Annotated in this window: 11 protein-coding genes; all 11 read right to left on the reverse strand. The window is 44.9% G+C overall.

Annotated elements, in window-relative coordinates; translation table 11 throughout:
• Positions 1-5: 5 nt before the first annotated feature.
• A complete protein-coding gene (locus R2E40_RS15245) occupies positions 6-1,262 on the reverse strand; it encodes a hypothetical protein (protein WP_318163782.1) in 1,257 nt (418 codons plus the stop codon).
• Between the two features lie 30 nt (positions 1,263-1,292).
• Positions 1,293-3,275 (reverse strand): nucleoside-diphosphate sugar epimerase/dehydratase, encoded by a 1,983-nt coding sequence (locus tag R2E40_RS15250; RefSeq protein ID WP_318163783.1) that lies wholly within the window; start codon positions 3,273-3,275, stop codon positions 1,293-1,295.
• Positions 3,272-4,297, reverse strand: coding sequence for a glycosyltransferase family 4 protein (locus tag R2E40_RS15255; RefSeq protein WP_318163784.1), 1,026 nt, complete (start codon positions 4,295-4,297; stop codon positions 3,272-3,274). The genes R2E40_RS15250 and R2E40_RS15255 overlap by 4 nt, the downstream gene beginning before the upstream one ends.
• Entirely contained in the window at positions 4,297-5,253 is a 957-nt protein-coding gene (locus R2E40_RS15260) for an NAD-dependent epimerase/dehydratase family protein (RefSeq protein ID WP_318163785.1), read from the reverse strand. The genes R2E40_RS15255 and R2E40_RS15260 overlap by 1 nt, the downstream gene beginning before the upstream one ends.
• Positions 5,253-6,062, reverse strand: a complete 810-nt coding sequence (locus R2E40_RS15265; protein ID WP_318163786.1) for a glycosyltransferase family 2 protein — start codon at positions 6,060-6,062, stop codon at positions 5,253-5,255. The genes R2E40_RS15260 and R2E40_RS15265 overlap by 1 nt, the downstream gene beginning before the upstream one ends.
• A gap of 2 nt (positions 6,063-6,064) precedes the next feature.
• Positions 6,065-6,673 carry an adenylyl-sulfate kinase gene (gene cysC / locus R2E40_RS15270; RefSeq protein ID WP_318163787.1) on the reverse strand — a complete coding sequence of 203 codons (609 nt, stop codon included), beginning with the start codon at positions 6,671-6,673 and terminating at the stop codon, positions 6,065-6,067.
• A 12-nt stretch (positions 6,674-6,685) separates the two neighbouring features.
• Positions 6,686-8,422 carry an SLC13 family permease gene (locus R2E40_RS15275; protein WP_318163788.1) on the reverse strand — a complete coding sequence of 579 codons (1,737 nt, stop codon included), beginning with the start codon at positions 8,420-8,422 and terminating at the stop codon, positions 6,686-6,688.
• Entirely contained in the window at positions 8,422-9,828 is a 1,407-nt protein-coding gene (gene cysN, locus R2E40_RS15280; RefSeq protein ID WP_412055142.1) for a sulfate adenylyltransferase subunit CysN, read from the reverse strand. Before cysN ends, R2E40_RS15275 begins: the two co-directional genes overlap by 1 nt.
• Position 9,829: 1 nt before the next feature.
• Entirely contained in the window at positions 9,830-10,723 is an 894-nt protein-coding gene (cysD, locus tag R2E40_RS15285; protein WP_318163790.1) for a sulfate adenylyltransferase subunit CysD, read from the reverse strand.
• Between the two features lie 15 nt (positions 10,724-10,738).
• A complete protein-coding gene (locus tag R2E40_RS15290; protein ID WP_318163791.1) occupies positions 10,739-12,172 on the reverse strand; it encodes a glycosyltransferase family 39 protein in 1,434 nt (477 codons plus the stop codon).
• 168 nt (positions 12,173-12,340) lie between these two features.
• Positions 12,341-14,545 (reverse strand): glycosyltransferase, encoded by a 2,205-nt coding sequence (locus R2E40_RS15295; protein WP_318163792.1) that lies wholly within the window; start codon positions 14,543-14,545, stop codon positions 12,341-12,343.
• Positions 14,546-14,550 lie beyond the last annotated feature (5 nt).

The following is a 14,550-nucleotide window of genomic DNA, read 5'->3' on the forward strand; positions in this document are numbered from 1 at the left end:
TGTTATCATTGTATGATCTTACTCAGACGGTCTTTATATTCATAAATGAAATATATTGATATAGTAGTAATCATCATAAGGAAAGCATTAACTATATAAACAACATATATTTCACCAGAACGAAAAACCTTTAATAAAAGCCAATAGTTAAATGCGCTCATAATTAATAGAAATAACCATTTATACATTATCAATAGATATTTTTTATCACGATATAGTCGTTGCATAAAAACGCTATCCACAGCGAAAAAAGAAAGAGCAGGTAACATCATAATGGCTAATTCTGCAGCTAATTCATAATGTTTACCGAATATGAAATAGACAATATCATCTAACCATAACCACCCCATTAATTGCAAGACACATGCAATTAATAACACACCTAAACACACTGTGTGTATTTTTTTCACTCTGCGCCCATATAGCATCATTGGAGCTATCGATTGCACAACTATGCCAAGCACAAGTACTCCCTGTTCGAGCATTTGACTAGCCACACCATACATAGCTAGTTGTTCATACCCTAAGTAATGCTCAATAAAGAAACGATCAATCCTCATATAAATCAGCATCAACATCAATGGTACCCAGAGCGCCCCCCCTCTATTTAGCATTATCACGGCCACTTTTTTATGCCAATCCCAGATTCCACCTCTAAAATGAATAACACAACTCAGAGAAATAGCTAATAACATTGCTTCTATTGCCCTAGTTGAGTAGATAATTAAATAAGATGAAAATAGAACAGCAACGCTTACCAAAAACGCCCTTAATAATAAAACTGCAAGACGAATCGCAACAACGATACCTATATTTGTTGTAGCTTGATAGAAGTTGGCAATGACTGAAAATGGTTCATTAAAAATTAGAGCGAATGCCAACAGTGTCAGCATTAGCCTTACATCTTGATCCGTAACAATAAAGTTGGCATAGCATAATGCGACAAGCAAAGAAAAAAATGCAAAAAACTGACGAAATAGAAATACTGAAGATATTATCTTCCAGCGTAAGTGAGGATGCCGAACTAATGCCGGAACAACTACTTCCGAGCCGGCGATCAATGTAACTGATGATAGTAAAACTAAGGCATTGAGCGAATAGAGCCATTTCCCATATAGTGACACACCGAGTAAATTACTAATTACTCCCTCGCAAAAAAAAACCAACCCAACGGTCACCATTTTTTCAAATAATAGAATACTAACATTAGTAATAATTGCGAAATATTCTCGAAAAAATATCACAATCTGGCCTAATCGCATCCAAGTTGCCTCATGATAGAAACAGGTAACTCAATTTCTAGCCAGCAAAAAATCTACATTGTGTGCTGGTAGCTTCACAATGTTCTCCGTAAACGTATGCTGCTTCGCTAGCCACACCAGATCACAAATACCATCTGTCGGTTCGAATGCCGCCGGCGCATTCATCAAGATGTCACGTACTTGCTGGTGATCAAAACGATGGCAAGCATCATCCAATGACGCCAACAAGGGACGCAGTCGAAACCAAGGAAGCCAAGTCTCTTGTGCCACCATGATCCTAGAATGCTCAGTGCCCCTGGCATCATCACCGATCAGTAGCTCTTCATAGAGTTTTTCACCCGGCCGCAAACCGGTTACCTCGATTGCAATATCACCATCGGGTCGTAACTCATCACGTAGAGTCAGGCCACTCAGGCGGATCATTCGCTTGGCCAGTTCCATGATCCGTACTGGTTGCCCCATATCTAGCACAAACACATCGCCCCCCTCCCCCATGGCACCGGCTTGTATCACTAGTTGAGCAGCCTCTGGAATTGTCATGAAGTAACGAATTATATCGGGATGAGTCAGGGTGATTGGTCCACCCTTATCTATCTGCTGCCTAAACAACGGCACCACAGAACCGGAAGAACCGAGCACATTACCAAAGCGAACCATGCAAAAACGGGTTTGATGCTTTTCACGGGTCAAAGCTTGCAAAACTAACTCAGCCATACGCTTGCTAGCCCCCATGGTATTGGTCGGGCGCACCGCTTTATCGGTGGAGATCAGTACAAACGTTTCCACTCCGGCTTCAATAGCGGCCTGCGCCGCATAGAGAGTACCAAATACGTTGTTACGTACCCCTTCGATGATATTGAACTCGACCAATGGCACATGTTTGTACGCTGCCGCATGGTAGACAGTCTGGATCCGAAAGCTCTGCATCACTGTTTTGAGGCGATGCTGGCGCTGTACAGACCCTAATAGCGGTATTAGCTCAGTTGCGATCCCTTCGCGCTGACATTGTTCGCTCAAATTTTTATGCAGGTCATAGAGGGCATACTCAGATAGCTCGAACAATACCAACTGAGAGGGGTGACACCGTAAAATTTGGCGACAAAGCTCAGAACCAATTGATCCTCCAGCACCAGTCACCATGACGGCCTTACCTGTGATATTGGCCTCCATTAATCTAATCACAGGTTCTACAGGGTCTCTTCCCAGCAGATCGTCGATAGAAACCTCATTGAGCTGATCTATGCGCGCAGAACCGTTAACCAAATCGGCCATGCCCGGGATAGAGAGCACTTCACAAGAAAGGGGCTCAAGTGCCTTGATCACCTCTTGACGGCGCGCCCGGGTGCTGCTCGGGATAGCCAGCAAGATCTTCTGTACACCATGGAGCTCAATCAGAGTTGGCAGTTGGGCACTGTGATAAACGGTGCATCCCTGGATCACACAGCCCTGTTTGCCGGGATCATCATCAACAAAGGCGACCGGGTAAAACTCATTACCTTGCAGCAATGCCACCTGTAACTGACGTCCCGAAGAGCCAGCGCCGTAGATCAATACCTGAGTACGTGCCAAACGGGTAGTATTAAGCAGCGCTCGAAAAAACAGACGCACACCACCGACCAACAGAACAAGAAATGAGAGATAGATAACCGATACAGTTCTGGGCAGGAAGATATCGAAGTAAAACGCAGATATAACGAAGAAACAGGTAGAAAGAAATGCCCCTAACAAGATAGTCCAGAGCACTCGAAAACTGACATATCGCAAGACCGCACGATACAACCCCAGACGAACAAATAAGCCTATGCTGACAATAATGATTGCCCCTAGCAGTGCCCAGTGATGAGGGCTATCGATTGGCCAACTATGTTCAAGCCGGATCCAGTACGCCCCCCAATAGGTCATAGTGATCAGGATCATATCAACGGTGACAGATACAGCACGTTTGCTGGTACGTGATAGGGAACCCAGACAAGTCAGTAGCCAGCTACCGCCGGGGAAAAGCTCATCTCTCATTCTGGGACTCCTGCCTTCAGGTAATACGCAAAAAAAGCTAACGGCAAGTAGGCAATAACCAGACCCATAACACCATCTAGCTGGCCCAATATAATCATGACAGCGATCGGCGCAAGCCAGAGGCTATTTATAAGAAGCACAGCTAATGTCACGTTTCGATGACTTTGCCAACGTCTCGCCAGATATTGATAGCCATGAGTACGATGAGCCTCACTCAGACGACATTTCAGACGATACCGATTCAGCAGCGTCCAGGTTGCATCAACCACAAACACCCCGAGCATGACGAGCCATGCCCACAGGAATTGAGGTGCAGAAGCTGCATCCAGCAGCATCAGAGAAGCCAACATCAAGCCAAGAAATCCACTGCCACCATCCCCCATAAAGATCCTGGCGGGCGGAAAATTCCAGCACAAGAAGCCCGCTGCCGAAGCCCCCAGTAGTAGCGCCAAGCCTGCAGACGACCACTTCCCCCCAACCAGATAGTGAAATAACGCCATGAAGAGGCAGACGACAACGGCCTCGCCAGCCGCCAAGCCATCAATGCCATCTATAAAATTGTACAGGTTGATAAACCAGATAACCCCCAGCCAGGCCAGTAGATAACCAAACCAGGCAAGATCCAGCTGCCAACCAAAGAAAGTCAGCGCAGGCAAACCATCAACCGCAGATACCACCAAAGCTGCAGCCATGCTCTGCACTATCAGGCGGGTTCGGGGCTTGAGAGAGATGTGATCATCGATAAAACCAACCAGTGCAATGCCAAGAGCCGCAACCCAAATCAATGCGACAGTGCTCTGGGATATGCCAGAGGGCAGTGGGATCAGGACGACAAATAAAGGGGCCGCCAACAGAAAGGTCGCCACGATAGCCATGCCACCGCCTCTGGGGGTGGGCACCTGATGCGAACTGCGATGATTGGGTTGGTCAAGCAAGCGGGTCTGGGCGTAGCGCCTGAACAGGCCGGTCATGGTAATTGAAAGAAAAAGACAAAACATCAACAACAAAACAAATGCCAGCATCAAGACGACTCACTATGGGAAAATGCCATCAGAGATAGGGTCTGAGAGAGCGAATAGGGTGCCGACCATTGTAATCGGCTCTGAGCCTTACCGGTATCCATTTCCAGAGAGCCATAAATCCGTTGCAGCTTGGCATCAATCCCCACACAACGGCCAAGCCCTCTTATTATTCCTGGTGGGAGATAAAAGAGCCGACAGGTAACCCCCTCTGCATCAGCAATCGCCGCCAGCAACTGCGACGTCGACACTGCGACGGGATCTGCGACTAAAAAGACCTGGTTCACTGCGGCAGGGTGCGTCATCGCATGGGCAATGAAGTCACATAGATTAGGTAACGCCAACAGGCTACGCACATTGGTCAAACGGGCAAAAGGGAGCGGGATCCCTTTGCGCACCCACGTCATCATGCTGGCAAAGTTAGCCCTCACTCCTTTCCCGTAAATAAGAGGAGGACGAATGATGGTTACAGCCATACCACACTCTTTCGAGAGCACCATCAGACCCTGTTCAGCCTCATACTTAGAGCGTCCATAGGGATCTTCTGGCGGACTCTGCACATTCTCATCAAATGGTTTGCCTGGCTCGGTCTGCTCGCCATTCACTTTGATCGAGCTGATAAAGATGAAGCGCTTTACCCCTGCCTCAGCCGCCTGCCGGGCAAGAGTGAGTGTGCCCTCTGTATTCACCGCTCGAAAAACAGCCAGAGGATCTGCCGTGGTATCTGACATCACATGCACCCTGGCTGCACAGTGAACAACCACATCCACCTGTTGCAAAAGGACCGTCCAGTTTGCATCGGCAGTCAAAGAGGGAGCCTGAACTTGGTACGAAGCAAACGGGTTACTGCGCACAGCACCTTTCACATTCTCCCCACACCTAAGCAGGTGTTCACAGACCGCCTTGCCCACGAATCCATTGGCTCCTGTGACCAAGACTGTACTTTTGATATCTGCCATTACCACCAACGCCAACCGTGAATATTGAAGAAAGTCACCATGGAACGCCCAAACATCCTGATATGGCGCCAGCCTTTGCGCGATGCATGACCACCATGATGGACCACCTTCACCTGAGGGACATAGGCAATCCGGCTAATCTTTCCTGCCCGTAAACTGATGTCAAAATCTTCAAAATAGAGGAAGAAGCGAGGATCAAAGCCTCCGAGCTTCTGCAGAACATCTGTACGAAACAGCATAAAACAACCACTGACAATAGGAGGATCCCACAGCACGTCATGCTTATTGAGCTGATCTGCCAGCTCGTATTTTGCCAAGCGCGTCTGGAATAACCTCTTCACAAATGCAGGAGCAAAACCACGCAACAATAAATCAAATACGGTTGGATAGCGTTTGCAAAGCCGCTGTACCTTACCATCTCCCCATGTAGCAAAAGGCGTCAATAGTCCACAATCCGGATGTTGCTCCATAAACTCGAGAGCATTTTTCAATGTATCAGGAGCGATCTCAAGGTCGGGATTTAGGATAAGATGGTAATCAGTATCCAAAGCTCGCAATTGTAACGCGAGATTATGCCCTCCACCAAAACCAGGATTATCACCATTTTGAATAAGGCTAATAGGATGACACCAGATCCGCTCTAAAAATTTAGAGTCAATAGAGAGTAGAGACAAAGGTGTATTATCTACAAATATTAGGCTGGCATTCACCCCTGCATCTATAATTGCCCTAGACATGGACAACAGTGCAGATTCTAATAAAGCTTTGTGTGGATTATAGGTTACAAGACCTATTGAGATTTTTGCCACCTTCACTCCTCGCCTTTTTTATTACGTAACCACCCACCCTGTAATAAATACATCATTACTCGCTCAGCACACTGCTCAACTGAAATAACACCTGCATCTAGCACTAAGTCAGGATTAGTTGGCACTTCGTAAGGTGAATCAATCCCTGTAAAATGTGAAATACCACCAGCCCTTGCCTTCTGATATAGCCCCTTGGGGTCTCGCCGTTCACAGATAGGTAGCGCCGTACTAACATAAACCTCTATAAAGTTTTCCCCTAGTCGCTCTCTAACCAAAGCACGATCATTAGCAAAAGGTGAAATAAATGCAGCTGAAACAATTAGGCCAGCTTCAACCATGAGCGTTGCGACTTCAGCAATACGTCTAATATTTTCAACTCTATCTGTATCACTAAAGCCCAGATCACCATTTAATCCATGCCGAATATTATCACCATCAAGCACAAAACCATGATACCCTTTGTTATAGAGCTTTTCATCAACTAAATTTGCTATCGTTGACTTACCGGAACCACTTAATCCGGTAAACCAGAGCACTACTGGCATTTGATGTTTTTGCTGGGCTCTTAGTTCTGGTGAAATTCGATGAGTGTGCCATATAAGGTTATTCATAATAAATTACCCTCACGATGGGAAAAATGGAAAAAATAAAGGAATTACGACCGCTACAACAACCAGATAGAACAGTGCCAAAGGTAGCCCCAAACGTAAAAAATCAACCAGACGATATTCACCTGCATTCAACGCCATCAAATTGGTCTGATAAGAATAAGGATTGACAAAACTACAACTAGATCCAAATGCCACCGCAAATACAAATGGCAGTGGTGATACATCTATTCCCTGTGCCAATGCTAATGCCAAGGGAGTCATCATAGCCGCGGTTGCATTATTAGTGACCACCTCAGTTACCATCCAAGTGGCAAGCAGCATCCCGATTAAGGCCAACTGAGGTGACGTATCAACCAATAAGGTTTTCATCATTTCAGTGATTACCTTCATCAGTCCACTTGCATCCATTGCTTTTGCCATCACCAATGCAGACATCACGATCAACCAAAGCCCCAAGGGTAGACGACGACGCAGTTCATTGAGAGTTAGTGTTCCTGAAATAAGCAGAATGCCCAAGTAACAAACCATGGATTTAAACAGAGAGCTTATCCCTAATGCTGACAGCATTATAGCGAGCACAAACCCACCGATCATCAGCCACTCAGTCAAGGGTTTGATGGTCACAGCTGGTCGAGCACCTCGTATTATAATAAAATTTTTAGCAAGGTTGGCTCGCCCCAAAAAATCTCTCCCTGTCGCTATAACCAAAAAATCGCCGCAACATAATACCTGTTCCCCCATAGTCCCACTGAGAGTCTCACCATTACGGCGAATCGCAACCACTGCCGCATCAAACCTGGCACGAAAATCAGAATCTTTTAGACGGATTCCACAAAGGGATGACTCTGGTAATATCAATACTTCGGTCAACTCGTCAGCTTTAAGTCCATGACGCTGCGCATAGCTTACCAATCCATTGAAACGAGCTAATAGGCCTAATGAAGCAGGCTCACCCGAAAATAACAACAGATCATCGGCTTCAAGTCGCTCATGTGGAGAAACAGGACAGATTTTTTGACCAGTTCTAATAATCTCAACTAAAAATAAACGTTGTAAATGACGCAATCCAGCCTGCGTTACGGTCTTTCCCACAAGTGGTGAATCAAACTCTAGACGACTTTCAACCAAATAGTGTTCTATTGATTCGGCGGTTAGTGGTTGTGCAGGTAGTTGGTAGCGGCGACACCACAACCAAAAGAGAGTAACAACGACAACAACCGCTGCTACAGGTGTAAAATCAAGTAAATGCAAGCTTGGTAAGCCTGCTTCAATTATCATTGAATTAATGATAAGATTTGTTGAAGTACCAACCAGTGTCAACATACCACCGATAGATACAACATAAGTCATCGGCAATATTAGACGACGAGCAGGGTGATAGGTGACCGAACGTAAAGGACCAAGCATAATTGAAACAATAGCTGTATTGTTCAAAAAAGCAGAACTAGCAATGCAACTCAGCATCACTCGCCACCAACAACGTTCAAAATCCTGAGCAAGCATCCAAGCAGCAGCACGTTGCAATAGAAATGTTTTTTCCAACACAAAAGCAGCACAGATAAGCAAGATTAATGTAAGTAAACCGTTATTAGCCGCACAGGCTAATAGTGCCTCACTACTGATTGCACCGGGCACATACAGAGACATCAATGCCAATCCAAAAATACGAACAGCAGAACCTTGCCAACGAGCCAACGCCAGCAAGGTACCAATAAAAACGCTCAGTACCCACCATGACATGATTGTCATCAGAGTAGCTCCCTTAATTTTTTCGCTCCCCAATGAGGAAAATATTTACAAATCAGTTCATTAAGCTCTATTTCAAAGTCGGAATAGTGGTGATGTGAAGGACGGTTATCTTCAAAAAAGTGCGCAATCATACCGGCGCCCATAGTTGCATTTGTTAACCTATCGATAATGATGAGAGCACCGGTCTCACGGCATGTTTTATAGGTGTCAACAGGTATCGGCACTGTGAAACGAATTTGACAATGCGCGATCTCATTGAGCTGCATGTGCACAGCTGAATGGCGGGATAGATCTTCGATATTAACGCGATAATCGATAAAATCCACGAACCCAGTGAGCGTTCGTGTACCAACTCGTATCTCATATTGTCGATGTAGCTGTAGTGGTGTTTCGTGTAGCCATACCAGCATACAACTTACTTTATCTACACAATACCAAGACTCATCTACAGCAGCTAATATATCACCTCGACTGATATCGACCTCATCTTCAAGCGTAAGTGTCACTGCCTTACCATGAGAAGCTTTTTTGAGATCACCATCAAAAGATACTATGCGTGCTACCCGGCTATTTTTACCAGACGGCCAGACTTTAATGGCATCACCAACACGGATACTACCTCTGGCAACAGTACCACAATATCCTCTAAACGTAGCATCAGGACGATTGACATACTGTACTGGAAAACGGAAGGAACCCTCACTGTATTCAGATATTTTTACCGTTTCCAATAAGGGAAGTAAACAAGGTCCATGATACCAAGGCATCATATTTCCTGATTTCACAACATTTTCACCACGCAAAGCTGACAGTGGAATAAATGTAATATCAATGAATTCTAGTTCCGCAGCAAAGTGAAGGAAATCATCACAAATTCTTTTAAAAACACTTTCACTATACGAAACCAAATCCATTTTATTTATGGCTACAACGATATGACGGATACCAAGCAAAGAACAGATAAAACTGTGACGACGAGTCTGGGCCTTTACACCACTACTAGCATCAACAAGAATGATTGCTAAATCACAATGTGAAGCACCAGTAGCCATATTTCTGGTATATTGTTCGTGACCAGGAGTGTCAGCGATAATAAATTTTCGTTTATCTGTAGAGAAATAACGATAAGCTACATCAATAGTAATACCTTGTTCCCGCTCAGCCTGTAAGCCATCAACTAATAATGCTAGGTCAATATCTTGATCCGTGGTATTGAACTTTCGAGAATCACGTTGTAAAGCAGCCAACTGGTCATCATAAATTAGCTTTGCATCGTGCAATAATCGCCCAATTAAACTACTTTTACCGTCATCCACACTGCCACAAGTCAAAAAACGCAACAGCGATTTGTTATCATTTGTTGCAAGATAAGTCTCAAAATCACTCGCTATGATATTTTTAGTCATTTTAAAAATATCCTTCCATTTTCTTTTTTTCCATCGACGCTGATTGATCTGAATCAATGAGTCGTCCTTGACGTTCAGAGGTTCTTGCCTGCAACATTTCCGCAATAATTGTTGGTAGGTCGTCTGCATTTGATTCAAAAGCCCCGGTGAGAGGGTAACAACCTAGTGTACGGAAACGTACCGTCTTGAACTGTGGTAGTTCTCCGGGAAGCAGCCGCATTCTGTTATCATCAACCATAATCAGAGTACCATCTCTCTCAACCACAGGTCGCAGTGCTGCATAGTAGAGTGGCACAATCTCAATCTTCTCTCTGTAGATATACTGCCATATATCCTGTTCAGTCCAGTTAGACAGTGGAAAAACACGTATACTCTCACCCGGATTAACTCGGGTATTATACAGTCGCCACAACTCAGGCCTCTGATTTTTCGGATCCCAGCGATGTTGTTTATCACGAAATGAAAACACTCGCTCCTTGGCTCTACTTTTTTCTTCATCACGTCGAGCACCACCAAAGGCCGCATCGAAACTATATTTATCGAGAGCCTGTTTAAGTGCCTCAGTCTTCATAAGATCAGTATATGAAGAGCCATGGTCAAATGGATTGATACCTTTATCCTTAGCCTCCTGATTAGTATGAATCAACAAGGTAAATCCATACTGGGCTGCCATTCGATCACGAAACTCAATCATCTCACGGAATTTCCATCCGGTATCCACATGTAACAACGGGAAAGGGATTCTTCCTGGATAGAAAGCTTTGCGTGCCAAATGAAGCAATACGGAAGAATCTTTTCCAATAGAGTAGAGCATCACTGGATGCTCGAATAGGGCAACGACCTCGCGGAATATGGTAATTGCTTCATTTTCCAACAGATCAAGACTATTTCCCATTACAGAAGCTCCACGTCAAGGTTTAACAATAACCATGATACCATTGAATGCCACTTCCTGGTATTTTAAGGCGCATACTTTAAATGCATTTATAATGTCGTGATGTGAACTGTGAGCATATAATACTACATGACCATCACGAATTTCTTGGCAAGAATTTTCTACATCCCTTATCGTCGAAAGCATATCAATATCAACATTGTCAGACATGTAATTATCAAGATAATATTTATAATAAGCCTCGTTAGGTGCCCATGATGCAAAAATTTTATATTTTGAGGCACTATAGTTATTTGATATAAACTTCGCTGCCTCTTTGTACTCCTCTTTCGCATATACATTGGCTTGACTATTTGCAGGTGGTGAAAGCCATGAGATAAGAAAAGCTACGAGTAAAAACACTGTTTTTCTCTCTGTCAGATCAGATAGAGCATTAAACAAAATATAAATACACCAAGGAATGATGAATATAAAGTGGCGAGGGTGGAGGATCCCTGATTTTTTACAGACAAATGCCAACACACCGATTGACAGTAAGATAGCAACAACAATGTATTGCTCAGTGTGTTTTCTTTTCAAGAAAATAAAGATTGTAGCAAGCACAATGGCGACTAACCCCCAACCAAAATAACCATACATTATAGTCAACATTGAGTTTAGGGACTGAGTGTATGATAGTTGAGACCACGCAACGCCACCACTCGCGGTGAACAGAAGACTATGATAAGAAAAATATATCCATAGCACAACAAAAGGCACTGGAATTGCGGGGAGAAAATAATGCTTTCTTTTTATATCATCCCATGCAATGGAAAGATAAATAATACCGATAAAAACAGCCATGTAATAATGAGTTAAGAAAGACACTGTCGCTAACGCATAAAATGTATACCGCCAAGCATTCTTATTTTCATAGGCCGACTTAACTTTCATAAATGCCAAAAGACAGAGAGTCGAAAGCATCATGAAAAACATATAACTTCTAGCTTGCGTAACATAACTTTGAGTTACGGGGATCCATAATAAAAGCAGTGCAGTGGCAATAATAGATAATTCAGATTTATTACTAGGTCGACATGTGAACAAAATAAATAACAGCATCAAGGTGATAATAGCAATATTAAAGCCACGGAGTGAATATTCGGAATCTCCGAAAACTGACGCCCAAGCTTTGAGGGAAAGATCATACATAGGTGGATGTTGTTCGCCGGCCTTCACTGTCAGAAAACTGTCATCCATCTCAATCTGAACCACTGTCTTTCGCTCATATTGGAGGTCAAGCAGAGGATGATAACGGATTACAGAAGCAGTGAATAACTCGTCGGACCAAAAACCCCGTTCATTGAGGGTAGGTATCATTTTCCATATAGCACAGAACATTACTAATATGTAAAAAATAACTAGTCTCACACCACTATCACCCCAAAAATACCGTATTGTTGCTATCATACACTTAACTCTATGGCTTTGTTATATATGCAGGTGTCTGACCGGTAATACAAAAAACCGTTATCATAGACCACCGATGTACATACGGGAGCGAATGATATTGCCTACCTGCTAATTCAGACAGTCACTATTTTGTTCACTCCCGCACGCGCGCTCTATTGCACTAAGTTACTTAACAATATCATGTATCGGTCTTCTGCTCAGAAAGCGCTTGATCGCTCTTTGTAACCGAAACGGAATAATACGTGCCAAGGAGCCAATAAAAGGTCGATTTCGTATCTTCCACAAGTACTGTAAAAGACGCTCTTTACTCGACAGCAGCACGACTGTGGGGGCAAGTGACAACTTCTCACACCATTCTCTTGCCAACATATCACTGTCAAGTGACATCGCAGCCGGCTCAACACACAAATATTCACCAGAATAGAAATGCTCACTCAATTCGAAGTTGTTATCATTCTGAGTAGTCGCAACAAATGAGCCCAGATCCGCCCCTTGAGCATATGCTCGCCAGAAGGCAGCACAATCAAGAGGTTTCATATCCCAGGGTAACAACGAAGAGTAAGAGCGTCCCTGAGTGCGTTCGACAAAAGCGCCAAGATCCGGGCAAACAACAGGGTAGCAACGTTCGAGTGCAATGGAGAGCGTATAGCTGTAGGTCTCGGGCCACAGCGCTGGGAACCAGACCACATGCGGTTTAATGCTATCTAGCTTCTCATCTAACTGAGACAAACTATAGGCACCGTGGTTCACGATACCACGCAAGGGACGATAACCGTAACCCAGTAAATGGAATTCCACTTTGACGGGGTCGCACAATAGGGCAACTTGCTCAAGTAAGTCCGCCCCTTTCTCGCGACTCAGGGCGCCCAGGATCAGCACCCGCAAGGGTTCACCAGCTACATGTGTCTGCCGGGGCTCAGCATAGTCTTGAGCATCCGGGTGATATGCCACGACGGCTTTGCCAGACAGCTCGCTCTCGTTACCATAGAGTCGGCTAAAGCGTTGATAGAGGTCACCGCAGGGATAGATGATCCGCTCAGCTCGTGAGAGCAAAGGCAGCGCACCATTTCGCCACTCTTCGCCGGAGACATCAATATGCGCAGCTTGCCGACATACCTCATCCCACTCCAAATGCTCATCACTAACAAACTGTCCATAGCTATCCGTCAAAGTGGGATTGCCATTGATCATGTAATAATCATGAATCGTCACATCATATGGCACGCCGAGCGAACTCGGTAGTAACCAGGCTCGCGGTGATAGCCCCATGATATGATGAAAATGCATTCTCCCTACTCTAAGCTCACGTAAAAAAGCCACAAGCAATTCATATTCGGTGTGAATGTTGAAGACAAACGCATCACTTTTATCTTCTTCCTGGGCACTTAGGTAGAGATTGACGTGACCTTCTTGGAAGCCTGGGGTCATACGAAGGAAGTAGGCTTTACCCAGATAGTGAGTTGCCAACTCGGAAACATGTTGTGCCACACCACCACCGAGGTGATGAGTGACCGAAAGCACAACCGGAAGGCCACTTTGTGCCACAAATTTGACCTTTGCCATCATACGCGCCCGCTTGGCCGGATCTTGCCCAATAAAGGCCATCACATCGCGGGTATAGTTGGGATGCAGAGCATTGAGCAACTCCAGGGCCCGCGCCTTACGAGGGTCCCCTTCTTCTTGAAAACTGACCCCTCCTTTGTGGTATGCAAAGATATTAAGCTGGTGATAATTTTTCCAGCCCAGCTTATGGGCACGCTGACACCAGTCATTTTCCTCACCATAGCCCTTGCCAAAGGTTTGCTCATCGAAATAACCGACGGCATTGAGGCAATCGCGACGGATATACATGCAAAAGCCCACTCCTGTCGGTACTTCGACGAGCTCATCTTCCAGAGGCAATGTGGCAAACAGGCTATCCAAGGCGTTGACATCAAGCCCCGCAAATAGCTCATTATCCTGACAAAAATGAGGAAAGCTGCAGATGGTAGCATTATTGGAAAAAGGGGTTAGGCTGGCGACACGCTCATGGCGATAAGCTGCACAGCGCATCCGCTCCAACCAGTCTGAATTAGCAACCTCGACGTCGCTGTTAAGAAGCAGCACATCACGGTCAGGGTGCAGCGCCATTCCAAAATTGACCGTCCCCACAAATCCCTTGTTTTGCTCATTCTCATAAAGCTCAAATCCCAAGGGGCTGGCTTGCTCACGCAACCACTGAGTCAATGCAGGCTCGGGGGAACAATCATTGACGACAATCAGCTTCGCCCAATCTGGCATTTCCTGTAACAATGACAGTATGCACTCTTTGGTCTCATCAAGACCCCGATAAACAGGAATAATAATATCGAGGGGTTTTATTTCAGACATGTATG

It is taken from the genome of Aeromonas sp. CD (genome assembly GCF_033349375.1).
Lineage (GTDB): Bacteria > Pseudomonadota > Gammaproteobacteria > Enterobacterales > Aeromonadaceae > Aeromonas > Aeromonas hydrophila.